Origin of the sequence: Streptomyces sp. AK010 (genome assembly GCF_014207295.1) — a bacterium.
Lineage (GTDB): Bacteria > Actinomycetota > Actinomycetes > Streptomycetales > Streptomycetaceae > Streptomyces > Streptomyces massasporeus.
The window spans coordinates 196,825-222,685 of the sequence record NZ_JACHCX010000012.1; the positions used below are offsets into that span (position 1 = coordinate 196,825).

The following is a 25,861-nucleotide window of genomic DNA, read 5'->3' on the forward strand; positions in this document are numbered from 1 at the left end:
CGGAGGAACCGCAGCCCGAGCCCATCGCCGGGAACCGGCCGACGGAACCGCGGCCGGCCGAGCCCACCGCAGTCTGACCGAACGCCTCACTCTTCAGGGCCGCGAGTCTCCTCCCGCTCGCGGCCCTGTTCACGTGCCGAAGACCGCGAGCGTCCCTCCGCTCGCGGCCTTCTTCCGTGCCGGTGGCTCACAGCCCGGCCATGTCTCCCGGTTCCGCGACCGAACGGGCCGCCAGCATGCCCAGCTGGTAGCCGAGCTGGAACCGGGTCTCCGCCTTGAGCTCGGACTTCAGCTTGGCGAGGTGCGTGGCGTAGGCCCGGGTGCTCAGACCGATTCGCTTGGCGATCGCGGTGTCGCTGTCGCCGTTGATCAGGCAGCGGATGATGGTCTCGCGCAGCACCCCGCTGATGTGGCTGGACTCGTTCGGTGTGCGGGAGCCCTCGAACGGCTTCGCCCGCAGCCAGTTGCGCTCGAACACGCCCACGAGGAACCGTACGACGGCCGGCTCCCGGATGATCACCGCCTGGTCGCGTTCGTTGTCGGCCGGGATGAACGCCACGCTGCGGTCGATGACGATCAGCCGGTCGAACAGCTCGTCCATGGTGCGCACCTGGGCGCCGAGCGCGGTCATGTCGGCCACGTACTGCCGGGTCGGGCTGTCGTGCCAGGCCGTGTGCTGGTACAGCGTGCGGACCTCCACACCGCGGCCGAGCAGCTCGGCCGTCTGCATCCGCACCTTCTCCAGAGTGTCCTTGGGCCGACCGCCGCCGGGCTGCGCGGTGAACAGCTCCTTGGTGGCCTGCTGCACCGACTCGTTGACGATCGCGCTGATCGCGGCCTTGCCCTCGATACGGACGATGGGCTCGCCGTCCTGCGGGCGCGGGCCCTTGCGCGACTCGGCGATCAGGGGCTGCAACAGGTCGGTCAGGCTGCGGGCCTCGTCCAGCATCGTCAGGGCCGCGGACCGCAGCAGCGCCCCGAGCCGGGCCTCCACCACGCCGGGGTCGACGACGGACACCTGCTCGGGTGCGGCCGGATCCTGACTGACCATGCCCATCGCCAACAGCTCGCCGAGCGTGCCCTCGTCGAGGTCGCAGCCCTCCCGGCGGACCGGATCGGCACTGCTGCCCGACTGCCCGTGCCATTCCTTGCGGAGCAACTCGACATACGTCGAGCGGGCTTTGGTGCTGGGTATCGGGACCACGGACTTTGCTGGACTCATCGCCAACTCCCCCGGAGTGAGGTCGGTAGTCGCAAACCCGCGAGAGTGTAACCCTTCCCATCTGTCCGCGTGCAGACAATCGCGCAGCGTGATACCCGGGCAATATTTCCGCGGGCGGGGGCGACTTCCGGTCAGGCCAACCCGCCCACCGTCCGGCCCTCTTCCAGTCAGGCCAACCCGCCCACCGTCCGGCCCTCCTCCGGTCACGCCAACCCACCCACCGTCCGGCCCTCCTCCGGTCAGGCCAACCCGTCCACCGTCCGGCCCTCCTCCGGTCAGGCCAACCCACCCACCGTCCGGCCCTCCTCCGGTCACGCCAACCCGCCCACCGTCCGGCCCTCCTCCGGTCAGGCCAACCCGTCCACCGTCCGGCCCTCCTCCGGTCATGCCAACCCACCCACCGTCCGGCCCTCCTCCGGTCAGGCCGACCCGTCCACCGTCCGATCCTCCTCCGGTCACGCCAACCCACCCACCGTCCGGCCCTCCTCCGGTCAGGCCGACCCGTCCACCGTCCGATCCTCCTCCGGTCACGCCAACCCACCCACCGCCCGGCCCTCCTCCGGTCAGGCCGACCCGTCCACCGTCCGGCCCTCCTTCGGTCAGGCCGACCCGTCCACCGTCCGGTCCTCGGGATCCCCGTCCGCGGCCCCGTCCTCCAGGGGCAACCCCAGGCGCCAGGCCCGGTATCCGGCCTGGAACCTGCTCTCGGCGTCGAGTTCGTCGGTGATGTCCCGCAGGTGACGGCGCAGGGTGCGCGGGGCCATGCCGAGGCGGCGGGCGATCACGTCGTCCTTGAGGCCGGCCGCCATCAGCCGCAGGATGGCCAGTTTCAGATCGTCGGAGGCCAGCCGGTCCTGGGCGGTCTCGCCCTGCTCGGTGAGCCGTCCGCCGTGCATCTCGTCGAGGTCGAACGGCCGGCCGGACCGCCACAGCGTCTCGAACATCCGGTACAGGAACCCCACGACGGTCGGGTCGGTGACGATCGACGCGCCCGGCGGGCGTCCCTCGACCCGGGGCTGCGGAACGAACGCGGTCTCCCGGTCGAAGATGATGACCCGGTCGAACACCTCGGCGGTGGTGCGGATCTGCGCGCCCGCCGCCGACACGGCACGGACATAGGTCTGCGTCGTGAGGCTCGCCCGGGCCGTGTGCTGGTAGAGCGTGCGCACCCGCACCCCCCGCTCCAGCATCCCGACGCTCTCGGCGACGATCCCGTGCAGCGTGTTCGGGCTGCGGCCGCCGCCGGGCTGGATGCTGACCATCTCCTCCATGCACAGCCGGGTCATCGCCGACAGCTCCCGCCGCACCTCGGCGGGGTTGTCCACCTGCCGGAGCCGGTCGGTCCTGCGCCCGCTGCGGGAGTGCTCGGCGAACAGCGCGGCGAGCGGCCTCAGCCGGGTGTGCAGCCGGGTCAGCTCCCGCTGCCGCTCGCGTATCTCGCGCTCCAGCGGGGCCCGCGCGGTCACCTCCGCGACGGTCGGGTCCACCGGCGTCCACACGTCATCGCCACCGAGCCGCTGGAGCAGGCCGTGCCGTGCCAGGTCGTCGAGGGCTATGCTCAACTCCCCTTCGGAGAGCCCCAGTTCCCGGGCGGCCTCGCCGGGGTCGCGGAGCGTGCCGTGGCGCAGGGTCCACTCGTAGAGCAGCAGCGAGCCCTGCCGGAGCACCGGTTCCGGCTCCCGCTGCTGTGTTCCCGAACGCTCCATCGTCGGCTTCCTCTTCCGGTCAGGCCACCTTGGGCCACCGATTATCTCTCTGCTCGGCGCGGGAACGCTGCCAGAATCCTCGTATCGCGCTGCACGAATCGGCATGGCTGTGCGGCCATGGCCCCCCGAAAGGGTGAAGAATGCGCCGAATCGCTTTCCTGCGATCCATCGAGATTCAGCAGACCAAGCCTTATCTCACACGTCTTGAGTCGAGGTTCGAACGGGAGGGAATTGAAGCAAAACTCTTTTACACGGACGGCGATTGCGGACCGGACGACTTTCCGGGTGCGGCCGAGAAGCTGCCCGGTGACATCTCGCCGGCGGAGCTCGCCAAGAAGGTGATCGACTGGTCCGCCGACGGCGTGGTGTCGCTGTCCATCGCGGACGAGAACGCCCTGCGTGACGCGGTGGTGAAGCGGATCCTGGAACCCGTCGGCATTCCCATGGTCGGCCACAGCCTGGCGGCCGTGCACGTCGGCTCCAACAAGTGGGAGACGAAGGGCCTGCTGCGGGACCACGGCTTCGACATACCCGGCGGCATCCTCGTCGACAGCGATGTGCTGGCCGGCCGCGGACTGCGGATCCCCGCCTATGTCGACTCCATTCTGATGCAGGCTTCCGACCTCGGATACCCGTTGATCAGCAAGCCGTTGTGGGACTGCATGGGCGTCGGCATGGTGGCGATATCCGACGAGAGCGAACTGCAGGACCATCTGGCCCGGCCGCACGACGGCAATTTCATTCTGGAGCAGTGCGTCTCCGGGGAGATCTGCTCGGTGGAAGTCGTGGGCGCCCGCGGTTCCTACGTGGTGCAGCCCCGGGTCTGGCAGGGCCCGGCCGAGGCCGGACCGGTCTTCAACTTCGGCCGGCTGCGCTACGCCGCCCCGCGCCCCGGGCACGACGAGGCGTTCGCGCCCGTCGCCGAGAAGCTCCAGGCGCTGTGCCGCGCGCTGGACCTTCAGGGCGCCATCGGGATCGACATGATCTACCAGGACGGGCGTTACAAGATCCTGGAGATCAACCCCCGGGTCACCGGCACCACCACCCCCTGCATCGCCGCGTCCGGTTTCAACACCTACGACTGCCTGCTGTCGATCCTGGACGGCAGCTGGCCCGCGCCCGCGGTGCCGGCCGTGGCACCCGTCCGGCAGGTGTGCCTGCAGTTCCCGATCCACGACCCCACACCGGAGTTCGTCCGGGACGCCACGCGCGAGCTGGACGTCGTCCGCACCCAGACCCTCACCATCGACGGGGTACGGCACCCCAACATCATCCTCACCTGCGCACTCGAGGACCGGCCGGAACTGCCCGGCAGGCTCGCCTCGTTGTGGCGGCGGCACCGGTTCACCGACGAGGCGCTCCTGGCGCAGATCGCGCGGGCCGTGGGGGCCGCCGTGCCCGATCCGACGGAACCGGTTCAATGACATGAACATGAAAATGTATCGCAAGGTGCTGGCCCACCAGGGCATCGGATCGCTGATGCTCCTGGGCCTGTTCTCCAAGATCGCCGTGGTGGCGATCCCCGTCGTCCTGAACCTCGCGGTGGTCCTCGGCCTGGACCGCGGGTTCGGCGCCGCCGGACTGGTCATCACGGCCTGGACGGTCGGCGTGGGCATCGGCGGTCCCCTCCAGGGCCGCATGATGGACCGCCACGGAGCCCGCCCGGTGCTGCTGGCCTCGGTCGCCGCCCAGGTGCTGTTCTGGGGCCTGGGCCCGCTGCTGCCCTACGAGGGGCTGATCGCCGGCGCGCTCGCGGTCGGGCTGCTCAACCTGCCCGGCTTCGCCCTGGTGCGGCTGCGGCTGGCGGTGGCGATCCCCGACGAGGACCGCAACGCGGCCTTCGCCCTGGACGCCATGACCTCCAACATCTCGTACATGGTGGGCCCGGCCCTCGGCGTCACCGTCGCCACCGCCGTCTCCAGCACGGCCTCCATGCGCGGGCTCGGCGTCATCATCAGCCTCGCGGGGCTCGGACTCGCCGTGCTCGACCCGGTGGTGAAGGCGACCACCTCCCCGGCCGCCACCGGCGCCCAGCCGCCGAAGCCGACGTTCCGGCAGTGGTTCTCGCCCGCCCTGGTGCCCGTCCTCATGGCGACCACCGCCACCACCCTGGCCACCGCCGGGTACGAGACGGCCATCGTCGGCGGACTGCGCCACGCGGGCCAGATGGAGTTCTCCGGCCTGGTGCTGACCGTCTGCGGGTTCTGCTCGCTGATCGGCGCCCTCGTCTACGGCACCGTCAAGCGCCCGCCCGGCTTCGCCGTCATCGCCGGCCTGGTCGGCCTCACCACCGTCGTCGGCGGCTTCGCGACCGGCGACTGGCGGCTGCTCTGCCTCGCCATGGTGCTCCCGGCGGCCTTGTGCTCCCCCGCGTTCGCCTCCACCGGCAGCGCGGCAAGCGCCCTCGCCCCGGAAGGCTCCCGCGGCGTCGTCATGGGCTGCTACAGCGCCGCCCTCACCGTCGGCAACAGCTTCGGACCCGCCCTGTCCGGCGCGGTCCAGGACTCGGCCGGCCCCCGCTGGGCCTTCGTGGTCATCGGCCTGGCCGGTGCCGCCCTGTCCGCCCTGGCCTTCACCGGACATCTCTGGCTGGGCCGCCGCCCCGCCGGGAGCACCGCGCCCGAGCCGGACCACGCCGCCCTGGCCGAAGCGAAGGCCTGAGCCGCCGCACGGCCGCCCGCACGAGCCCCGTCGGCATTCCGCGGGCCCGCCGCCCGCCCCACCTCACACCCCCCTGACGCATCAAGGAGCAGTGGATGAGCACCAAGGGTCACGTCGTCCTCGTCGACGCCTTCGGCACGGCGCGGTTCTACCCGCCGGAGTTCCGCGACGCCGGCTATGAGTGCGTGCGCGTGCAGAGCGCCCCCGAGCAGCCGGCGGCCTTCGCCTCCTCGCTCGACCTGTCCCTCTACGCGGACAACATCGTCCACCACGGGGACTTCGAGGACACCCTGCGCCGGGTGAGCGCCTACGAGCCGGTCGCCGTCATGGCCGGGCACGAGTTCGGCGTGGAGTTCGCCGACCGGCTCAGCGAGGCGCTGGGCCTGCCCACCAACGGCACCGCCCTCAGCAAGGCCCGCCGCGACAAGTTCACGATGATCGAGACGATCAAGGCGGCCGGGCTGCGCGGCGCCCGCCAGCTGCTGGCCACCAGCGCCGACGAACTGGAGGCCTGGCACGCGGAGCACGGCGGCCGCGTCGTCGTGAAGCCCCTGTCCAGCGCCGGCAACGACGGCATCCGGTTCTGCGACACCCCGCAGGACAGCGCCGCCGCCTTCCGCGAACTCACCGGCGCCGACAACCTGTTCTCGCAGCGCAACGAGGGCGTCGTCGCCCAGGAGTACCTCTACGGCGGCGAGTACATGGTCAACACCGTCAGCCGGGACGGCCGCCACCACATCACCGACATCATCGCCACCACCCGCATCTCGGTGAACGGCGTGCACGACATCTCCAACTCCGTCTACCTGCTGCCCCGTCGCGGCGACGTGCAGGACCGGCTGGTCCCCTACGCGCTGAGCGTCCTGGACGCCCTCGGCGTGCGGCACGGCCCCGCCCACATCGAGCTGAAGCTCACCCCCGAGGGGCCGGTGCTGATCGAGATGGGCGCCCGGATCTGCGGCGGCGACCTGCCGTACTACGTCCGTCACGCCACCGGCGAGTCCCCCTTCGACTGGGCCGTCGACGCCTACGTCCGGCCCGAGCGCTTCCAGGCCCGCCACGCCCAGGACTACACGATCAAGCAGCACTTCGCCTCCGTCGGCCTGGTCTCCCCGACCACCGGCCGGCTCGCCGGACTGCGCCACATCGAGGACATCAAGAAGCTGGAGAGCTTCTACGACTTCTCGCAGTTCGTCCCCGTCGGCGGCGAGATCGTGCCCACCACCGACGACATGACCTACGTCGGCTTCGTGCGGCTCTTCCACGAGATGGAGGAGGTCGTGATGCGCGACATCGGCACCATCCACTACCTCGACGGCGAGGGCATGTACGAGCTGGCCGGTCAGGAGTGAGCATGGCCCGCGCCCCGAAGCCGCACCTCGTGGTCATCAACCGCTGGCGCGAGAGCTACGCCCGCTACGCCGCGTACGTGGACCACGACACCCACCACGTCTCGTACATCACCACCGAGGTCGGCCTGCCCTCGGTACCGGAGGCCGCTGTCGACGTCGTCCTGGTCGAGCGCACCGACGACCTGGACGCGGTACGCGCCGCGACCCGGCTGCTGGCCGCCCGGTACGGACCGCCGCAGGGCATCGTCGCCCTCAAGGAGGACGACCTGCTGGTCGCGGCGGCCCTGCGCGAGGAGTGGGACTGCCCGGGCCCGCGCACGGAGTTCCTGGAGCCGTTCCGCGACAAGTTCCTGATGGCCACCGCCGTCGCCGAAGCCGGTCTCGACGTACCGGACTTCGCCCTGGCGCCCGACGCCCGCACCGTCGTGGACTTCGGCCGGACGCACGGCTGGCCGCTCGTGGTGAAGCCCACCCGGGGCAGTTGCAGCGAGGGCGTCGTACGGCTCGACGGCCCCGAGGACGTACCCCGGCTGGACTTCACCGGCGAACAGCTGCTCGTGCAGCGCTTCCAGGCGGGCCGGATCTACCACGTCGACGGCGTCTTCACCGGCTCCGAGCTGCTGCACTGGACCGCGTCCCGGTACGTCAACACCTGCCTGGGCTTCCGCACGGGCAGCTTCCTCGGCTCGGTCGAGGAGGACGACGAGGGGGTCCTCGCGGCGATCGGCGCCTACGCCGTCGAGGCTCTGAAGGCCCTGACCCGGCAGGCGACCGTCTTCCATCTGGAGGTGTTCGTCGACCCCGTCGCGGGCCGGCCGCACGTCAGCTTCCTGGAGGTCGGGGCGCGGGTCGGCGGCGCCGAGATCGCCTTCGTGTGGCGCGAGGTGCACGACTACGACCTGATGCACGCGGCCTTCCGGTTCCAGCTGGGCCGCCCCCTGCCACCCGGCGCGCCGAAGCCGGACCGCGAGTTCGGCGGCTACCTCCTGATCCCGGCCCCGGCCGCGCGCCCCTGCCGCATCACCGAGGTCACGCCGATGACCGGCCGCACCCCCGGCCCCTACGCCGAAGCCCTGCTCGACGTGGGCGAGGTCCTGCCGCTCGCGGACGCCTACTACGAGCACGTCGGCGGCCGGTTCCGCTTCCGCGGGCGCGCCAGCGGGGAGGTGGAGGCCGCGCTGAAGAAGACCGCGAGCGGGTTCCGGGTGTCGGCGGTGGCGATTCCGGCGGCGGAGACGGTCGCCGCGTGAGGCCGATGAACGAAGGGCAGTGGAGGTCGTTCGTCCGCACCGGCACCCGCACGGGGAAGCTGGCGACCCACCGCAAGGACGGACGGCCCCACGTCACCCCGGTGTGGTTCCTCCTGGACGACACCCCGGACGGCGAACCGCAGCTCCTGTTCACCACCTGGCACGCCTCCCTCAAGGCCAGGGCGCTGCTGCGCTCCCCGCGGTTCGCGCTGTGCGTGGACGACCAGGAGCCGCCCTACAGCTACGTGATGCTCGACTGCACGGCGCGGCTCACCGAGGATCCCGAGGAGCTGCGCCACTGGGCGACCCGCATCGGCGCCCGCTACATGGGCGAGGACCTGGCCGAGCGGTACGGGGCACGCAACTCGGTGCCCGGGGAGTACCTGGTGCGGGCGACGGTGCACGAGGTCCTCGCGTACGGCGGCATCGCGGACTAGGGGGCTTCTGACGGATCTCCGCGGAGGAAGGAGCGGCGTTCGGTGGTTGTTCTCGGTGTGCCGGACGGAAGGCCCGCCGGTCAGTCGAGGCCTCCGCCCACCGTGAAGCCGGTGACCGTGCCGCCGCCCTCCCGCCGGAACGCGAAGGGCGCTCCCCCGTGCGCGAGGGCCACCTCGCGGACGATGGACAGCCCCAGGCCGGAACCCGGCAGGGAGCGGGCGTCGGCGGCCCGGTAGAAGCGGTCGAAGACCCGGGTGAGGTCGCTGTCGGCGATGCCCGGGCCCCGGTCGAGGACCTCGACCCGGATGGTGCCGGGCCGGGCGGGCCCCGAGACGACGATCTCGACGGGAGCCCTGCCGCCCTGGTCGAACTTCACCGCGTTCTCGACGAGGTTGGACAGCGCCCGGGTCAGCATCCCGGGCCGTCCGTCGGTCGTGGTGTCGCCACTCGCGCGCAAAAGGATCTCCCGGCCGCTGCGGCGCCGGGCCACCCCCGCCACCTCCTCGGCGATGTCGGCGAGGTCCACCCGGCGCGGCGGCTCGGTGTCGGACTGCCCGGCCGCGAGATCCACCAGCTCGTTGACCAGGTCGGTCAGCTCCCGGGCCTCCTGGCCCAGGTCGGCGACCAGTTCCTCGCGGGCCTTAGGCGGGAGTTCGTCGATCCGGCGCAGCAGGGAGATGTTCGTACGCAGCGAGGTCAGCGGCGTGCGCAGCTCGTGGCCCGCGTCCTGGACCAGACGGCGCTGGTCCTCCTCGGACTGCGCGAGCCGGCCCAGCATGCGGTCGAAGGCCCGGCCGAGGCGGCCCACCTCGTCATGACCGGCCACCGGCACCTGGATGCCCAGCCGGCGGGTGCGCGCGACGTCCTCGGCGGCGTCGGTCAGCACGACCAGGCGGCGCGTGATCCGCCGGGCCAGCCACCAGCCGAACAGCCCGGCGCCGATCACCACCGCGGCCATCAGCACCAGCGTCCGCTGCTGGAGCGCCCGCAGCAGGTCCTCGACATCGCTGAACTCCTGCGCGACTTGCACGGCGCCCCGCCCGCCGCCGAGGGAGACGGTGGCGACGCGGTAGACGTCGCTGCCCACGTCGACGTCCTTGTGCTCGACCACCTGCCCGGACGGCTCCTCGGCGGCGATCCGCGCGTCGGTGCCGGTGACCGGCAGCCCCGGACTGCCCGCGTCGACGACGTGCCCGTCCGGGCCGAGCACCTGCACGTCGGTGCGGGCGGGCCGTACGAGGTCGTGGCCGGGCGCGGCGGACGAGAAGTCGCCGGGCGTCATGTGGTTCTGCCGCACCTCGTCGCGCAGGTCCTGCACGACCTCGTCGAAGACCGTCTGCTGGTCCACCCGCACCAGCCGGGCGGCGGCGCTGTAGGACAGGATGCCGACCAGGATCGTCACGGCCGCCGTCACCGCCGCGAACGACACGGCGAACGTGGTGCGCAGCGAGACCAGCTTCGGCCGCCGCCCGGCCGGCAGGCGACGGAGGCGGCCCACTCAGTCCTCCCGCAGCACGTAACCCACGCCGCGCACCGTGTGGATCAGCTGCGGTGCGTCCGGCTCGTCGAGCTTGCGGCGCAGATAGCCGACGTAGACGGCGAGGTTCTTCGAGCCGGGCCCGAAGTCGTAGCCCCAGATGCGGTCGTAGATCGTGGAGTGGTCGAGGACGATGCCCGCGTTGCGCACCAGCAGTTCCAGCAGCTCGAACTCGGTGCGGGTCAGTTCCAGCTCGCGCGCGCCGCGCCAGGCCCGGCGCGCCTGCGGGTCCATGCGGATGCCGGCCGCCTCGATGAACCGCTCCGGGAGCGCCTTGGGCGCCTCGGCCGCGGGTGCGTTGCCTGCGCCCACCGGGCTGGTGCGGCGCAGCAGGGCGCGCAGCCGGGCGAAGACCTCCTCCACGTCGAAGGGCTTGACCACGTAGTCGTCGGCGCCCGCGTCCAGTCCGGCGATCCGGTCGGCCGTCTCGACGAGGGCCGTCAGCATCAGTACCGGCGTGCGGTCGCCCTCGGCGCGCAGCACCCGGCACACCTGGAGCCCGTCGATGCCGGGCATCATCACGTCCAGGAGAAGCACGTCGGGGCGGTTGCGGTGGGCCTGCGCGAGCGCCTCGACGCCGTCGGCGACCGCCAGGACCTGGTAGCCCTCCAGGGTCAGGGCACGCTCCAGGGCGTTGCGGATGGCGCGGTCGTCTTCGGCGAGCAGCACGGTGTGGGGCACGCGTCCAGTGTGCCAAGCCGCCCGGCTCCCCAGGCCGTATGCGGTGCGCCGGGGCGTCCTTCTTACTCCCCTCTCACCAGGAGGCGGGCAACCCGGGAGCCGGGTCCTACCGTCCCCTCACCGCCGGTCGCCGGCGAGCCGGGACGCGTGCGTCGGGGCGTCCGGCACGTCGGCCGGGCGGTCCACGGCGAACTCCTTGCGCAGCACCGGCACGACCTCCTCGCCCAGCAGGTCGATCTGCTCCAGCACGGTCTTCAGCGGCAGCCCGGCGTGGTCGATCAGGAACAGCTGGCGCTGGTAGTCGCCGGCGTACTCGCGGAAGGCCAGCGTCTTCTCGACGACCTGCTGCGGGGAGCCGACGGTCAGCGGCGTCTGCTCCGTGAAGTCCTCCAGCGTCGGCCCGTGCCCGTACACCGGCGCGACGTCGAAGTAGGGCCGGAACTCGCGCACCGCGTCCTGCGAGTTCTTCCGCATGAACACGTGCCCGCCGAGCCCGACGATCGCCTGCTCGGGCGTGCCGTGGCCGTGGTGGGCGTAGCGCGTGCGGTACAGCTCGACCATGCGCTTGGTGTGGTCGGCCGGCCAGAAGATGTTGTTGTGGAAGAAGCCGTCGCCGTAGTACGCGGCCTGCTCGGCGATCTCCGGGGAGCGGATGGAGCCGTGCCAGACGAAGGGCGGTACGCCGTCCAGCGGGCGGGGCGTGGCCGTGAAGCCCTGCAGGGGCGTGCGGAACGTGCCCTCCCAGTCGACGACGTCCTCGCGCCACAGGCGGTGCAGCAGGGCGTAGTTCTCGACGGCGAGGTTGATGCCCTGCCGGATGTCCTGCCCGAACCACGGGTAGACCGGGCCGGTGTTCCCGCGGCCCAGCATCAGGTCCACCCGGCCGTCGGCCAGGTGCTGGAGCATCGCGAAGTCCTCGGCGATCTTCACCGGGTCGTTGGTGGTGATCAGGGTCGTGGCCGTGGAGAGGACCAGCCGCTCGGTGCGGGCCGCGATGTGGCCGAGCATCGTGGTCGGCGACGAGGGCACGAAGGGCGGGTTGTGGTGCTCGCCGGTCGCGAAGACGTCGAGCCCCGCCTCCTCGGCCTTCAGCGCGATGGCGACCATGGCCTTGATCCGCTCGCGCTCGGTCGGTGTCCGGCCGGTGGTCGGGTCGGGCGTGACGTCGCCGACGCTGAAGATCCCGAACTGCATGGTCGCTCACCCTCCAGGTTGTTTACGGTTCAACCATACCCGGAGAACGGCGGCCGACCGGGGGCTATTCCCAGTGGGGGTCCCTGCCGGTCCGCGCCTGCAGCCGCTCGAACGCCGACGCACCCGCGCCCTCGGGCACCGGCTCCCCGAACACGCCCGTCTTCCGGGCCGTCGGCGCCAGCTGGTCCACCGCGCCGGCCAGCTCCGCCACGACCGCCTCGTCGGCGCCCGGGAAGGACTGGGCGGAGAACCACTTCGACGAGGTCGCACAGGCCCGCGAACGCTACGACGCAGAGACAGCGGACGCATGACGGCTGACGGCGGCTGACGGCCGACGGCTGACGTCCGACGGCTGACGGCTGACACATGACGTCCGACGGATGACGGCCGAGGCCGACGGCCGGCAACCGACGGCACGAGGCCGTCCCCGGGCGTGCGAAGCTGACCGCCATGTCCGTGCTCCGCTCCGCCGCCCTCTTCGTTCTCGCCGCGCTCCTCGAGATCGGCGGCGCCTGGCTCGTCTGGCAGGGCGTGCGCGAGAACAAGGGCTGGCTCTGGGCGGCCGGCGGCGTCCTCGCGCTCGGCGCCTACGGCTTCGTCGCGACCTTCCAGCCCGACGCCCACTTCGGCCGGGTCCTCGCCGCGTACGGCGGGATCTTCGTCGCCGGTTCGATCCTGTGGGGCGTGGTCGCGGACGGCTACCGCCCGGACCGCTGGGACATCACGGGCGCGCTGGTCTGCCTCGCGGGCATGGCCGTCATCATGTACGCCCCGCGGGGAAACTGACCGGCCCCTCGGCCGGCTCAGAGCGGCTCGTCGGGCGGGAGCAGCCCCAACTGCCCCAGGAAGTCCATCTCGTCGAAGTACAGGCGGTAGTCGACGATCCGCCCGTCCCGCACGGTGGCGATGTCCACCCCGCGGATCCGGACCTCCTTCTGCGTCGGCGGCAGCGTCTCACCGTTGGGCAGCTCCAGCGGCCCGGTGTTCCACCCGCGGTAGATGCCCTCGTCGATGGCCGTGTCCCCGGCCTCGTAGGAGTGCAGCACCTCGAACGTCGCCCCGGGCACCGCCTCGGTCATCGTCCGCCAGTACTCGACGATCGAGTCGCGCCCGCGCAGCTCCCCCTCGTCGGGGGTGAAGGCGACCGCGTCCTCGGCGTAGAGCTCGCCGACGGCCTTCAGATCGGTGTGTGCGGTGACCGCGTCCGTGAGCCGGTCCATGACCTCGCGCGCCTCACCCATGATCCACCTCCGGGAGAACAGAGGATCACCCGTCCTCATTCTCCCACCGAAGGGCCCGCCTATCCTGGCCACGGGCCCGACGCGGACGCCGGGCCCGCCCACGCCCGAGGACCCGAGGAGCACCCCATGGCCACCGCCGCCCCGCCCGCAGCCTCCCGCATCGCCGTCGTCACGGGTGCGAGCAGCGGGATCGGCGCCGCCACGGCCCGGCAGCTCGCCGCGGCGGGCTACCGCGTCGTCCTCACCGCGCGCCGCAAGGACCGCATCGAGGCCCTGGCCGAGGAGATCACCGCGGCGGGCCACCAGGCCACGGCGTACACCCTCGACGTCACCGACCGCGCCGCGGTCGACGAGTTCGCCACGGCGTTCAAGACGATCGGCGTACTGGTCAACAACGCGGGCGGCGCGCTGGGCGCCGACCCGGTCGCGACCGGCGACCCGGCCGACTGGCGGCAGATGTACGAGACGAACGTCATCGGCACCCTCAACCTCACCCAGGCCCTGCTGCCCAAGCTGATCGCGAGCGGCGACGGCACGGTCGTGGTCGTCTCCTCCACCGCCGGCCACGGCACCTACGAGGGCGGCGGTGGCTACGTCGCCGCCAAGCACGGCTCCCACGTCCTCGCTGAGACCCTGCGCCTGGAGATCGTCGGACAGCCGGTCCGGGTCATCGAGGTCGCCCCCGGCATGGTCAAGACGGACGAGTTCGCCCTGACCCGCTTCGGCGGCGACGAGGAGAAGGCGGCCAAGGTCTACCAGGGCGTCGCCGAACCCCTCACGGCCGACGACGTCGCCGACACGATCACGTGGGCGGTCACCCGCCCCGCCCACGTCAACGTCGACCTCCTGGTCCTGCGCCCCCGCGCCCAGGCGTCCAACACGAAGGTGCACCGGGACGCGTAGCGCCGGTCAGCCCTTCACACAGACGACCTGCTTGATCTGCGCCACGACCTCCACGAGGTCGCGCTGCTGGTCGATGACCTGCTCGATCGGCTTGTAGGCGCCGGGGATCTCGTCGACGACCCCGGAGTCCTTGCGGCACTCCACGCCCTGGGTCTGCTGCTCCAGGTCCTTCGTGGTGAACCGGCGCTTGGCCGCGTTGCGGCTCATGCGCCGGCCCGCGCCGTGCGAGGCCGAGTTGAAGGACTTGGCGTTGCCGAGACCCTTCACGATGTACGAACCCGTGCCCATGGAGCCGGGGATGATCCCGTAATCGCCGGAGCCGGCCCGGATCGCGCCCTTGCGGGTCACGAGCAGGTCCATCCCGTCGTAGCGCTCCTCGGCCACGTAGTTGTGATGCGCGCTGATCTCCGGCTCGAAGGTGGGCTTGGCCTTCTTGAACTCCTTGCGGATCACGTCCTTCAGGAGCGCCATCATGATCGAGCGGTTGCGCTTCGCGTACTCCTGCGCCCAGAACAGGTCGTTGCGGTACGCCGCCATCTGCGGGGTGTCCGCGACGAACACCGCGAGGTCGCGGTCGACCAGGTTCTGGTTGTGCGGGAGCTTCTGGGCCACACCGATGTGGTGCTCGGCCAGTTCCTTGCCGATGTTCCGGGAACCGGAGTGCAGCATCAGCCAGACGGAACCGGTCGTATCCGTGCACACCTCGACAAAGTGGTTTCCTCCGCCGAGCGTTCCCATCTGCTTGATGGCACGTTCCTGACGGAACTTGACCGCCTCCGCCACCCCGTCGAACCGCGACCAGAAGTCGTCCCACCCGGCGGTGGCCATTGCATGGAACCGCCCCGGATCCACCGGGTCGTCATGCATCCCGCGCCCCACCGGAATCACCTGCTCGATCCGCGACCGCAGCCGGGACAGGTCGCCGGGCAGGTCGTTCGCCGTCAGGGACGTCTTCACCGCCGACATTCCGCAGCCGATGTCGACCCCCACCGCCGCCGGGCACACCGCACCCCGCATCGCGATGACCGAGCCGACCGTCGCGCCCTTGCCGTAGTGCACGTCGGGCATGACGGCCAGGCCCTTGATCCAGGGCAGGGTCGCCACGTTCCGCAGCTGCTGGAGCGCGCCCTCCTCGACCGAGGCCGGGTCGGCCCACATCCGTATCGGTACCTGCGCACCAGGTATCTCTACATACGACATAACACCCTCAATCCCCCGCAAACGAACACAAGTCTTCAACAGAAAATACCGGAGCCAAGGTCGACGAAAGGGAAATCGGACCGGCGTTCACGGCAGTGCGTGCGATACACATTGTGTTCATCGCCCGGCCTGGGGCGGCAAGCCAATATCCGTGTCGAGAGGGGCCACCACGTGCAACGGAAGGCCTACGTACCCGGTATCGCCGTGCTCCTCGCGGCGGTCCTGGCCGGCTGCACCGGCGGCTCGGGCGACGAGGGGACGCCGGACGGCTCCAACCCGGGCGACACCGGCACGGCATCGCCCGCCGCCGAGCCCGGCCGCTACCGCACGCTCCCCGAGCCCTGCGCCGAGGTCGGCGAGAGCACGCTCGACGAACTCCTCCCGGGCATCCGGAAGATCGGCGACGAGGAGCAGCGCGAGAAGGCCTACGAGGGCGAGCCCACGACCACGTTCGACACCGACCGCAAGGTCGGCTGCCGCTGGAAGGTGGACTCCCCGGACGCCACCGACCACCTGCTGGTCGACTTCGAGCGGGTCGTCTCCTACGACAACGCCGTCAGCGACGACAACCAGGCCGAGCAGCTCTTCGCGGAGCAGGAGGCCTCAGCCCACCTGCCCGTGCCGACCGCGACCGAGACGGCGGTCACCGGCAGCGCCCCGGCGGGCGGTGCGAGCACGTCCAAGAGCGGCTCCCCCTCCACGTCCGGCTCCTCCTCGCCCTCGGCGTCGGTGTCCGCCGCCCCGGCCGAACTGCAGCCCCGGGTACTGGAGGACCTCGGCGACGAGGCCTTCCTCGACGACGGGCTCAGCAGTTCCGGTTCGACGGCCAAGCAGCGGACGGTGACTGTGGCGTTCCGCACGTCCAACGTCATCGTGACCATCGAGTACACGGAGCAGCCGGCGACCGTCGGCGTCGTCCCGGACAGCAAGGAAATGCAGGACAGGGCGCAGAAACTGGCCTCCCAGCTGGCGGATTCGCTGAGCGACTGAGCCCCTTTCACGGCCCCTTCACGCAGAGCCGCAAAGCACCCGAAGGAAGAACACACCGTTGCCTCACCGCGTACGGTGACCACTCGGACCCGTTCCGACCGCAGGGAACCACGAGCGTCATGAGTGAAGGAACCATGCAGCGACGAGCACAGCGAGAAGTGGGGGCACCTCCCAGGCCGGCCGGGCACTGGGGGAGAGACCAGCGAGCGAAGCGCCGTAACCGCGTCCTTGTCTGCGCGGCCGCCGTCCCCGTGATGCTGGTCGCCGCCGGCTGCTCCTCGGACCTCGGCTCCGGCGACAGCACGGACAAGGCGGCGAAGGCCGCCGCTTCGGCGTCCGCGAGCCCGTCACCGACCGTGCAGGCGGCGGCGTACGGCAAGCTTCCGGAACCGTGCAAGGCGTTCTCGAAGAAGACGCTGGAGGACCTCGTCCCGAAGGGCAAGTCCGGCAAGGAGGGCAAGTCGGACGATATCTCGACCCGGGGCCGCTGCTCCTGGAACAGCCTCGACAACAACGGCGTGAAGGGCTCGCAGTTCCGCTGGCTGAACGTGTCGATGCTGCGCTTCGAGTCGGACGTCACCCGGGGCCCGGCCGACAAGCTGGCCCAGGAGTACTTCGACAAGCAGGTGCAGGAGGCCCAGGCCGTCGAGGGCGCGAAGGGCGTCAAGACGGAGCCGGTCCCGGACACGGGCGACCGGGCGACGGCCGTGCACTACGACCTGAAGAAGAAGGAAGGCACCTTCAAGCAGCAGACGGTCGTGGCGCGCGTCGAGAACGTCGTGGTCACACTCGACTACAACGGCGCGGGTCTGGCCGGCGACAAGACGCCGAGCGGCTCCGACATGCTGAAGGACGCGAAGAAGGCCGCCAAGGAGGCGGTGGACGCCGTGTCCGAGGCGAACGGCAAGGGCGGCGGCAAGGCGGACGGCAGCCCGTCCAAGTCCGCGTCCAAGTCGCCGTCGAAGTCCGCGTCCGAGGAAGCCTCGGACGAGCCCTCGAAGGACGACTCGACCTCGCCGTCGAAGAAGCCCGCGTCGGAGAGCTGAGCATCTCCGACGGGAACCGGCCACCCGTTCTCCGCACACATGTGCCACCCTGTTGCGCGCAACAACATGCAAGGGGAGGGGAGTACGGGTGGCCGCGCCACTGCAGCTGACTCGGATGCACCGCGTTCTCATCGGCGTGGTCGTGGCCGGTGCCGTGATCATCGCCGGTATCGGCTTCGCCGGTTCGTACGCGGCGGTCCGCGAGTTGGCGCTGAAGAAGGGCTTCGGGAACTTCTCCTACGTCTTCCCGGTCGGCATCGACGCGGGCATCTGCGTTCTGCTGGCCCTGGATCTGCTCCTCACCTGGATCAGGATCCCGTTCCCCCTGCTGCGCCAGACGGCGTGGCTGCTGACCGCGGCGACGATCGCCTTCAACGGCGCGGCCGCGTGGCCGGATCCGCTCGGTGTGGGCATGCACGCGGTGATCCCGATCTTGTTCGTGGTCTCGGTCGAGGCGGCCCGGCACGCGATCGGCCGTATCGCCGACATCACGGCCGACAAGCACATGGAAGGCGTCCGCCTCACCCGCTGGCTCCTCTCCCCCGTCCCCACGTTCCTCCTCTGGCGCCGTATGAAGCTCTGGGAGCTCCGCTCCTACGAGCAGGTCATCAAGCTGGAGCAGGAGCGGCTGGTCTACCAGGCGCGGCTGCGGTCGCGGTTCGGGCGGTCGTGGCGCAGGAAGGCTCCGGTGGAGTCCCTGATGCCGCTGCGGCTGGCGCGGTACGGGGTGCCGTTGGCCGAGACGGCTCCTGCGGGGCTGGCGGCGGCGGGTATCGAGCCGGCGCTGATCCCGCCGGCTCCCCAGCAGGCGCTGGACGCGGCGGCCCCGCCCGCCCGGGCCGGGGGCGGTCCCGCCGCTTCCTCCCAGCCCGCCCCGCGTAGGGCGACGACGCCTCCCGGCGAGCAGCGCCTGGAGCTCGACGGCGCCCCCGCTCCGGCTCCCGAGTTCCTGGAAGCAGAGCCCGAACCCGACCAGAGTCCCTGGTTCAACACCCCGCGCGAGGTCGCGTACCAGGGTGGCTACGACCCGGCCTACGACCCGGAGCAGTACGCCCAGTGGTTCGCGGAGCAGCAGCACGCCGAGCAGTACCTGGAGGACCAGCCGCTCGAGGCCCCGTCCCCGGAGGACACGGGCGGCTTCCCCATCCCGGTGGGGCCGGGCCGCACCCGTGAACTGGGCGAGGGCGGCGGCACCCCGCCTCCCGGCTCCGCGCCCGCCCCGGAGCCGGACGAGGAGTCGTTCTACCAGGTGTTCAAGCAGTCGATCAACGGCAGCTACCCCACGCCGCGCGAGCTCATCGACAACGTGGAGGCGGAGTTCGGCATCGGCCTGCCGCCGGAGGATGCCAAGCGCATGGTCAACCGCTTCACGAACCGGCACAACGCGGAACTGGAAGAGGACCACATCGCATAGCCGGGCGGCAATTTCGGAATCATTTGTTCCGCCGCCGGGCCCCGGCCGGCAAACGGCTCAGTTCAGGCCATTTCCGAAAACAATCCCTTGCGCGCCCCCGCGCCGCGTGGCTACGATCCTGCGGCGGAAGCGGGGGATCTATGCAGGCAGTTCACTGACGCGCCGATAGAGACGACACGAGTTCGCCGCAAGCCAACTGCGGCGACCCCTCTCGGCGATGAATTGATTCACTTCACCACCCAACTCCCGGGCGACGATGTCACGTAGCGACGTCGCATGGCGGGGGAATTCTGGAAGTTGGGGGCGCAGCCATGCAGCCAAAAGAATATGTACTTCTTCTCGGAGCCGACCAGTATCTCCGGGAAAGAGCCTTCTCGGGCGCGAAAGAGGCCGTCAACCTTCCGGTCTGGGCGGCGTCGGAGGACGCCGTCCGCAGACTGAACCGCACCTTCGACACCATGCTCTCCGCCGACCCCAAGGACGCGGACTCCCTGCTGCGGGCCATCCGCCGGCATTCCGCCCGGGGCTGGCACCCCCGGGTCGTCGTGCCGCTCAACGACTGGACGGTGGACTCGGCGAACGTCGTGAACCGCACCCTGGGCCTGGGCGGCCTGGACGCCACCGCGGTCACCAACGCCCGCAACAAGCACGCGATGAAGCGGGCCCTCCTGGCCGCCGGAGTGCGCACCCCCCGGTCCCGGCTGGTGCAGTCCGAGGAGGAACTGCTCGACGCGGTCGAGGACCTCGGCCTGCCCGTCGTCGTCAAGCCGTACGACTTCGGCGGCAGCGGCGGCGTCGTCCTGGCCACCACCCGCGAGGAGGCGCTGGCCGGTCTCGCGGAGTCCAAGGGCGTGATCGCCCAGTACGGCGCGGCGTTCAACATCCTCGGCGACAAGTACCTGGTCGAGCAGTTCGTCGACTCCGACGACGAGGTGTCCGTGGAGGTGCTCTGCGGTGCCGGGCGCGCGCGGGTCCTCGCCGTGACGGAGAAGTACCTGTCCCCGCGCCCCTGGTTCGCCGAGCTCGCCCACCTGGTGCCGAGTCACCGCACGGGCGACGCGGCGCTGACCGACCTGGCCGTACGGGCCTGTGTCGCGCTGGGCGTCGACCGGGGCCTCGCCCATGTGGAGATCAAGTTCGGCGCGGACGGGACGCCCTGGGTGATCGAGGTGGCGGCCCGCCCGGGCGGCGACGGGATCATGGACCAGGTCGAGCGGGCCTACGAGCTCAACCCCTACCGGCTGCACGTCGGTTCCTACCTGGGCATCGACCTCCTGGACACCGTCGCCGCCGCCACACCCGTCAGGACCTCGGCGATCGCGTTCCTCAAGGCCGCCCCGGGCCGGATCCTGGACGTGCTCGACGGGAAGCCGCTGCCGCCCGAGGTGCGCAGCGTCAACATCGCCGCCAAGCCCGGCGATGTCTCCCACGCGGCCAAGAACTGGAGCACCCGGGAAGGCCTCATCGAGCTCGAATGGGACGAGCTGTTCGATGCGAGGACGCCGCTGCCGGTGACGGTGGCGAAGGACCTGTCCGACCAGATCTTCGTGACGGGCGAGGCGGCCGGGGCGTGACGCGGTACACGCTCTACTCCGCTCTCTACCGATTCTTCAACGGAGTGGTGCTGCTGCTCCTGAACTGGCACATCGCGTCCGCGCAGGGCGGCGGCTACGACGCGCTGGCCGTCTCCACCACGCTCTCCTTCGTCCCGGCCGTCTTCGTCCCGCCGCTGATCCGCTTCACGCCGATCACCGGCGGGGCCAGGATGACCGCGGCGGGCCTCACCGGGATCTCCCTGACGCTGCTCGCGATCGCGGCCTGCTGGTCCCAGGTGCACGCGGTCGTCGCCCTGAACTTCGTCCTGTGGATCTTCTTCTTCTACCTGGAGTCGACCTGGGAGGTCTGGTTCAACGACGAGGCGTCCGGAGTGCACGGTGAGGCCCTGCGCAAGCACAGTTCGCTCACCATGACCGTCAACCAGGTCGCCCTGATGGTCGGTCCGCTGTTCGCCCCGCTGTTCACGCGCCTGATCCGGACCGAGTGGGTGCTGGTCGTGTGCGCCGGACTGTTCGCCGTCGTCGCGGTCCTGAGCCTCGGGTCGCACCGCCTCGCCACCGCCGCACAGGAGGCGCCCGAGACGGCCGGGCCGCGGCGCGCGGGCGGCGTCAACGGGCTCTACCTCCTGGCCTTCCTGCTGGTCTGGCCCATCCTCGGGACGTTCAACCTCATGCTGCCGCTGCAGGCCCTCGCCCACGGCAGGAGCATGCTCGCCGTCGGCGTCCTGGACATGCTGCTCGGCATCGGAATGGCCGTCGCCGGAACCTTCCTGCACCGCCTGACGAAAAGCCTGGACATGCGCTGGGTACTGACGGGAGCCGCCGGCGCGGTGGCCGCGGCGATCGTGATCTGGGCCGTCGTCCCGGTATTCGGGGCGGCGCAGATGGTCGCCGTCTTCGCTCTCGGATGCGCCTTCGGTTCCCTGCGCGTACTCCTGCGCGCGGAAGCCGCGGAGAACTTCTCGCCACGCCAGGTCGGCGCGATCGTGGCGAACGCGAACGCCTGCTCCCTCCTGTTGCTGTCGGTGGTCCTCGCGGGCGGCAGATTCTTCTCCGCGCAGATCTGGCTGGCGCCGTTCGCGCTGACCCTGCTGCTCGTTCTCTCGTTCCACGCCATTCGCAAGGCCCAGCACAACCGACTCGTACCGGCGGAGGTGTCCGAATGACCGTGCTCACCGATTCCCGAGGCGTTCCGCATCACGTGGAAAGCCCGCCGGACATGGAAAGCGTCGAGCGGGCGATCGTCCAACTCGTCTCCATGAAACTGGACCACGACCGATGTCGCCGCTCCGGTGCGGCCCTTCACCTGATCCTGGCCGTGGACCTGCTGTGCTCCATGGAGCGCCCGGCGGTCGAGGAGGCCGGCGCGATCCTCGCCGCCCTGCCGGAGACCGGCCCCGCCGACGCCCGGACCGACGCGATGCGCACCGCCCTCGGCTTCTGGACCACCGGGGACCTGGTCGCCGCCCGCAACGGCTTCCAGACCCTCGTCGACACATATCCCGGCGACGCCGTGTCGATCTACGCCGTGCACATGCTGGACTTCTTCCTCGGCGACGCCCCGCACATGCTCGCCACGACGGCCGATTCCCTGGCGGCCTTCGCCCCCGACGACCCGGTCATCGGCTACCTGCACGGCCTGCACGCCTTCGCGCTGGAGGAGAACGGCCTGATCGAGGCGGCGATCGAACGCTGCCGGCTCGCCCTCGCGCTGAACGCCGACGACATCTACGCGATGCACGCGATGGTGCACTGCCTCTACGAGACCGGCCGGCACGAGGAGGGCGCCCGCTACATCCGCGACTACATGCGCGGCCGGGACGCCTCGACCCCCATGCGCATCCACGTCTGGTGGCACTACGCCCTGTTCGAGCTCTACGCGGACAACATCCAGGAAGTGCTGGCCTGTTACCGCATCGGCATCCGCAGGAAGACGTCCCTGCGCTCGGCCGAGGACCTGGACGCCGTCACCCTGCTCTGGCGCCTCGCCCTGATCAGGCCGCAGCTCGACCTCTCCGCCTACTGGCGCTCGCTCTACCAGGACTGGGAGCAGTACCTGGAGGAGAGCTGGTACCTCTTCAACGACTTCCACGCGTACCTCACCTACTGCCAGGTCGGCGAGTACGGCCGCGCCGACGCCCTCCTGGAAGCCGTCCTGGCCCGCGGCAAGGAGGTGCCCGAGGAGATGGTCGACGTCTTCCTCGGCTTCCGCTCCTTCACCACCGGCGACTACGCCGACGCCGCCGACCGGCTGGCCAGGTCCTACCACCGGGCGTTCGCGATGGGCGGCAGCAACGCCCAGCGCGACGTCGTCGAACTCACCGGGATCGAGGCGGCCCTCCGCTCCCGGAACTACGAACTCGCCGAGCACCTGCGCGAGTCGGGCCGGATCTTCCGCCACCGCAGCCCCGTGCTCGACGAGTACGCGGCCCGGCTGGCGGCGCTGCGCACATCCGAACGCCACACACAGGGGGTACTGAAGTGAGCCTTTACCAAGCGATACTCGACGAGACCGCGCCCGGCGACGTGCCGCCCAGCACGATCAAACTCGCCGACCGGACCACCGTGTGGCAGCTCGACAGCCCGTCCGGCTTCGCCGCCAAGGTGACCCACGGCCGGGCGGCGGTCTTCGTCTGCGAGAAGGCGGCGGCCCTGACCCTGGACGCCCTGAAGGAGTGTTGCGCGCCCTTCGGGGTCGGCGAGGCGGTCGAGTGCTCGAAGTCGCAGTACCTGCTGGCCATCGGGCTGCTCGACGACACCGCGCTGCTGGTGCTGGGCGCGGACGCCGATGTCACGGCCGCCCCGGTGGAGTTCTCCCCCACCAGCGACGACGTCCGCAGCATCGTCGGCGCCCTCGACGACTACTACTACGGCTACGAGGACCGCTACCGGACCGTGTACGAGCACGGCGCCGAACTGTGGGAGTCGGCGGAGCCGAACGCCTCCCTGCGCCAGATGATGACGGAGCGCCCGGACGTCTTCGCCGGGCGGATCATCGACCTGGGCTGCGGCGAGGGCCGCGACTCCCTCTACCTGCTGTCGCGGGGGCACGACGTCGTCTCGGTCGACGTGTCCCACTCGGCGCTGTCCCGCGCCCGGGAGCGCGCCGCCGCCGCGAACCTGGACGCCTCCGGGTTCATGGAGCGCGACATCATCTACCTGCGCGGCTTCGAGGAGGGCGGCTTCGACCTCGCGATGAACATGGGCTGCCTGCACATGCTGGTCGACGAGGAGCAGCGGGCCCGCCACATCTCCCGCGTCCACGAGATCCTCCGCCCGGGCGGCCACTTCGTCGTGGACCACTGCGCGAGCGAGTGGGGGAAGGGCTTCTTCTCCATCCCCGACTACGACGACGTCTCCGAAGACCTCGTCCCGGGGCGGGTCATCTCCCGCAGGATCCGTGTCGAGGACGGCGAGAAGAACATCGGCCTTGAGGTGCTCCCCTACGCGGAGCGGTCCGGTGACGCCCTCACCGAGGAGATCAGCCGGCACGGCTTCCGGCTGGTGAGCAGCACCCACACGGACACCGAGGCGTTCGGCTCGTCGACGATGCTGCTGTTCCAGAAGCCCGGAGCCTGACCCGAGAAGGGGCCCTCCGGCTGGAGGGCCCCTTCCCTGTCGGGCGACTACCGGCCGAGCAGCGCGCGCACCCGGTCCTGCCCCACCGCCAGCAGCAGCGTGGGCAGCCGCGGCCCGGTGTCCCGGCCCACCAGCAGGTGGTACAGCAGCGCGAAGAACGACCGCTGGGCGGTCTTGATCTCCGGCGGCAGCTCCTTCGGCGTGGCGTCGGCGGAGAACCCGGCCTGCACCTTCGGCACGCCGTAGACCAGGTGCGTCAGCCCGTCGAGCGACCAGTGGTCGGCCAGCCCGTCGAGCAGCAGCCGCAGCGACTGCTGGGATGCCTCGTCGAGCGACTTCAGCAGCTCGGCGTCCGGCTCGTCCCGCACGATCGTCCGCTGGTCGGCGGGGACGTGCGTGTTGATCCAGGCCTCGGCCTTGTCGTAGCGCGGGCGCGCCTCGTCGAGGGAGATCAGCGGCTGGTCGGGGTCCAGCTCGCTGAGGATGCGCAGCGCCTGGTCCTCGTGCCCGGCGGTGATGTCCGCGACGGACGCCAGGGTCCGGTACGGCAGCGGCCGGGGCGTGCGGGGCAGCTCACCGGCGGCCGTGCCCACGGCACGGGCGTGCGCGGCCACGTCGGCCGGCAGGGCGCTGCCGTCGGCGACCTTGGCGTCCAGCCGGTCCCACTCGTCGTAGAGCCGCTGGATCTCCTGGTCGAAGGCGACCTTGAAGGACTGGTTGGGCCTGCGGCGCGCGTACAGCCAGCGCAGCAGCTGCGGCTCCATGATCTGCAGGGCGTCGGCCGGGGTGGGCACACCGCCCTTCGAGGACGACATCTTCGCCATGCCGGAGATGCCGACGAACGCGTACATCGGCCCGATCGGCTGCTTGCCGCCGAAGATCCCGACGATCTGCCCGCCGACCTGGAACGACGACCCCGGGGAGGAGTGGTCGACGCCGGACGGCTCGAACACGACCCCCTCGTACGCCCAGCGCATGGGCCAGTCGACCTTCCAGACCAGCTTGCCGCGGTTGAACTCCTCCAGCCGGACCGTCTCCGAGAAGCCGCACGCGGTGCAGGCGTAGGTCAGCTCGGTGGAGTCGTCGTCGTAGGAGGTGACGGAGGTGAGGTCCTTCTCGCAGTTGCCGCAGTACGGCTTGTACGGGAAGTACCCGGCGGCGGTGGAACTGCCGTCGTCCTCACCGGCCGCGCCGGAGCCCTCGGCGGCCTCCAACTCGGCCTCGTCGACCGGCTTCTGCCCCTGCTGCTTCTTCGCCGGCGCCTTCTTCGTGCGGTACTGGTCGAGGATCGCGTCGATCTCGCCGCGGTGCTTGATGGCGTGCAGGATCTGCTCGCGGTACACGCCGTTCGTGTACTGCTCGGTCTGGCTGATCCCGTCGAACTCCACGCCCAGCTCGGCCAGCGACTCGACCATCGCGGCCTTGAAGTGCTCGGCCCAGTTCGGGTGCGAGGAGCCCTTCGGCGCCGGGACGGACGTCAGCGGCTTGCCGATGTGCTCCTTGTAGCTCTCCTCGTCGACCCCGGCGATGCCCTTGGGCACCTTGCGGTACCGGTCGTAGTCGTCCCAGGAGATCAGGTGCCGCACCTGGTGGCCCCGGCGGCGGATCTCGTCGGCGACGAGGTGCGGGGTCATGACCTCGCGCAGGTTGCCGAGGTGGATGGGGCCCGAGGGTGACAGGCCGGACGCGACGACGACGGGTTTGCCCGGGGCCCGGCGCTCCGACTCCTCGATGACCTCATCCGCGAAACGGGAGACCCAGTCGGTGGTCTCGGTGCTCTGAGCCACGATCGGCACGTCCTTCTTTCTGCATCGGGCAGCCGGTACGGTCGCACGGCTGACCGCACCATTGTCCCAGACCCCCTCGCGCCCGGAAAAACGGCTTTACCCCC

23 protein-coding genes are annotated in these 25,861 nt (G+C 70.8%); 14 read left to right on the forward strand and 9 right to left on the reverse strand.

Annotation, left to right across the window (positions count from 1 at the left end; all coding sequences use genetic code 11):
• Positions 1 to 187: 187 nt before the first annotated feature.
• Together HDC93_RS23425 and HDC93_RS23430 are read right to left on the reverse strand one after the other, a co-directional pair.
• A complete protein-coding gene (locus HDC93_RS23425) occupies positions 188 to 1,222 on the reverse strand; it encodes a LuxR family transcriptional regulator (RefSeq protein ID WP_185012806.1) in 1,035 nt (344 codons plus the stop codon).
• Between the two features lie 599 nt (positions 1,223 to 1,821).
• The gene (locus tag HDC93_RS23430; protein WP_185012807.1) at positions 1,822 to 2,928 is read right to left on the reverse strand and encodes a helix-turn-helix transcriptional regulator; all 1,107 of its coding nucleotides are present in this window, start codon (positions 2,926 to 2,928) and stop codon (positions 1,822 to 1,824) included.
• A gap of 338 nt (positions 2,929 to 3,266) precedes the next feature.
• Here HDC93_RS23430 and HDC93_RS23435 point away from each other — a divergent pair, with 338 nt between their 5' ends.
• From HDC93_RS23435 to HDC93_RS23455, 5 genes are all read left to right on the forward strand, one after another.
• A complete protein-coding gene (locus tag HDC93_RS23435) occupies positions 3,267 to 4,352 on the forward strand; it encodes an ATP-grasp domain-containing protein (protein ID WP_311774607.1) in 1,086 nt (361 codons plus the stop codon).
• Between the two features lie 7 nt (positions 4,353 to 4,359).
• Positions 4,360 to 5,589 carry an MFS transporter gene (locus HDC93_RS23440; RefSeq protein WP_185012809.1) on the forward strand — a complete coding sequence of 410 codons (1,230 nt, stop codon included), beginning with the start codon at positions 4,360 to 4,362 and terminating at the stop codon, positions 5,587 to 5,589.
• Positions 5,590 to 5,684: 95 nt separating this feature from the next.
• Positions 5,685 to 6,941: an ATP-grasp domain-containing protein gene (locus HDC93_RS23445; RefSeq protein WP_185012810.1), complete on the forward strand. Its 1,257-nt coding sequence runs from the start codon at positions 5,685 to 5,687 to the stop codon at positions 6,939 to 6,941.
• 2 nt (positions 6,942 to 6,943) lie between these two features.
• Entirely contained in the window at positions 6,944 to 8,191 is a 1,248-nt protein-coding gene (locus HDC93_RS23450) for an acetyl-CoA carboxylase biotin carboxylase subunit family protein (protein ID WP_185012811.1), read from the forward strand.
• Positions 8,192 to 8,196: 5 nt separating this feature from the next.
• Positions 8,197 to 8,628: a PPOX class F420-dependent oxidoreductase gene (locus HDC93_RS23455; RefSeq protein WP_185012860.1), complete on the forward strand. Its 432-nt coding sequence runs from the start codon at positions 8,197 to 8,199 to the stop codon at positions 8,626 to 8,628.
• A gap of 80 nt (positions 8,629 to 8,708) precedes the next feature.
• Here the strand turns inward: HDC93_RS23455 and HDC93_RS23460 are convergent, their stop codons facing one another.
• The 4 genes from HDC93_RS23460 to HDC93_RS23475 form a co-directional block, all read right to left on the reverse strand.
• Positions 8,709 to 10,127: a HAMP domain-containing sensor histidine kinase gene (locus tag HDC93_RS23460; protein WP_185012812.1), complete on the reverse strand. Its 1,419-nt coding sequence runs from the start codon at positions 10,125 to 10,127 to the stop codon at positions 8,709 to 8,711.
• The gene (locus HDC93_RS23465) at positions 10,128 to 10,847 is read right to left on the reverse strand and encodes a response regulator transcription factor (RefSeq protein WP_185012813.1); all 720 of its coding nucleotides are present in this window, start codon (positions 10,845 to 10,847) and stop codon (positions 10,128 to 10,130) included. It abuts the gene before it with no gap.
• A 117-nt stretch (positions 10,848 to 10,964) separates the two neighbouring features.
• Positions 10,965 to 12,041 (reverse strand): LLM class flavin-dependent oxidoreductase, encoded by a 1,077-nt coding sequence (locus HDC93_RS23470; protein ID WP_185012814.1) that lies wholly within the window; start codon positions 12,039 to 12,041, stop codon positions 10,965 to 10,967.
• 64 nt (positions 12,042 to 12,105) lie between these two features.
• Positions 12,106 to 12,252, reverse strand: coding sequence for a hypothetical protein (locus HDC93_RS23475; RefSeq protein ID WP_311774608.1), 147 nt, complete (start codon positions 12,250 to 12,252; stop codon positions 12,106 to 12,108).
• A gap of 239 nt (positions 12,253 to 12,491) precedes the next feature.
• On the opposite strand from HDC93_RS23475, the gene HDC93_RS23480 reads away from it, so the two are divergent.
• Positions 12,492 to 12,827: a YnfA family protein gene (locus HDC93_RS23480; RefSeq protein ID WP_030840287.1), complete on the forward strand. Its 336-nt coding sequence runs from the start codon at positions 12,492 to 12,494 to the stop codon at positions 12,825 to 12,827.
• Between the two features lie 17 nt (positions 12,828 to 12,844).
• Here the strand turns inward: HDC93_RS23480 and HDC93_RS23485 are convergent, their stop codons facing one another.
• Entirely contained in the window at positions 12,845 to 13,282 is a 438-nt protein-coding gene (locus tag HDC93_RS23485; protein WP_185012815.1) for an ester cyclase, read from the reverse strand.
• Between the two features lie 126 nt (positions 13,283 to 13,408).
• Between HDC93_RS23485 and HDC93_RS23490 the strand changes: the two genes are divergently transcribed.
• Positions 13,409 to 14,185 carry an SDR family NAD(P)-dependent oxidoreductase gene (locus tag HDC93_RS23490; RefSeq protein ID WP_185012816.1) on the forward strand — a complete coding sequence of 259 codons (777 nt, stop codon included), beginning with the start codon at positions 13,409 to 13,411 and terminating at the stop codon, positions 14,183 to 14,185.
• Between the two features lie 6 nt (positions 14,186 to 14,191).
• On the opposite strand, the gene HDC93_RS23495 is transcribed toward HDC93_RS23490, so the two are convergent.
• Positions 14,192 to 15,385, reverse strand: coding sequence for an RtcB family protein (locus tag HDC93_RS23495; RefSeq protein WP_185012817.1), 1,194 nt, complete (start codon positions 15,383 to 15,385; stop codon positions 14,192 to 14,194).
• Positions 15,386 to 15,556: 171 nt separating this feature from the next.
• Here HDC93_RS23495 and HDC93_RS23500 point away from each other — a divergent pair, with 171 nt between their 5' ends.
• The 7 genes from HDC93_RS23500 to HDC93_RS23530 all read left to right on the forward strand — a co-directional run bounded on the left by HDC93_RS23500 (position 15,557) and on the right by HDC93_RS23530 (position 23,970).
• Complete coding sequence (locus HDC93_RS23500; protein WP_185012818.1) at positions 15,557 to 16,375, forward strand: DUF3558 domain-containing protein; 819 nt, start codon at positions 15,557 to 15,559, stop codon at positions 16,373 to 16,375.
• Between the two features lie 119 nt (positions 16,376 to 16,494).
• Complete coding sequence (locus HDC93_RS23505; RefSeq protein WP_185012819.1) at positions 16,495 to 17,421, forward strand: DUF3558 family protein; 927 nt, start codon at positions 16,495 to 16,497, stop codon at positions 17,419 to 17,421.
• A 115-nt stretch (positions 17,422 to 17,536) separates the two neighbouring features.
• Complete coding sequence (locus HDC93_RS23510; protein ID WP_185012820.1) at positions 17,537 to 18,835, forward strand: DUF2637 domain-containing protein; 1,299 nt, start codon at positions 17,537 to 17,539, stop codon at positions 18,833 to 18,835.
• A 311-nt stretch (positions 18,836 to 19,146) separates the two neighbouring features.
• Positions 19,147 to 20,409, forward strand: a complete 1,263-nt coding sequence (locus tag HDC93_RS23515) for an acetyl-CoA carboxylase biotin carboxylase subunit family protein (RefSeq protein ID WP_185012821.1) — start codon at positions 19,147 to 19,149, stop codon at positions 20,407 to 20,409.
• The gene (locus HDC93_RS23520) at positions 20,406 to 21,557 is read left to right on the forward strand and encodes an MFS transporter (RefSeq protein ID WP_185012822.1); all 1,152 of its coding nucleotides are present in this window, start codon (positions 20,406 to 20,408) and stop codon (positions 21,555 to 21,557) included. The genes HDC93_RS23515 and HDC93_RS23520 overlap by 4 nt, the downstream gene beginning before the upstream one ends.
• Positions 21,558 to 21,610: 53 nt before the next feature.
• The gene (locus tag HDC93_RS23525; RefSeq protein WP_260419715.1) at positions 21,611 to 22,876 is read left to right on the forward strand and encodes a hypothetical protein; all 1,266 of its coding nucleotides are present in this window, start codon (positions 21,611 to 21,613) and stop codon (positions 22,874 to 22,876) included.
• Positions 22,873 to 23,970, forward strand: a complete 1,098-nt coding sequence (locus tag HDC93_RS23530) for a class I SAM-dependent methyltransferase (RefSeq protein WP_311774609.1) — start codon at positions 22,873 to 22,875, stop codon at positions 23,968 to 23,970. The genes HDC93_RS23525 and HDC93_RS23530 overlap by 4 nt, the downstream gene beginning before the upstream one ends.
• A 47-nt stretch (positions 23,971 to 24,017) precedes the next feature.
• Here HDC93_RS23530 and lysS read toward each other — a convergent pair whose 3' ends face one another.
• Positions 24,018 to 25,766 (reverse strand): lysine--tRNA ligase, encoded by a 1,749-nt coding sequence (lysS, locus tag HDC93_RS23535; protein ID WP_185012824.1) that lies wholly within the window; start codon positions 25,764 to 25,766, stop codon positions 24,018 to 24,020.
• Positions 25,767 to 25,861 lie beyond the last annotated feature (95 nt).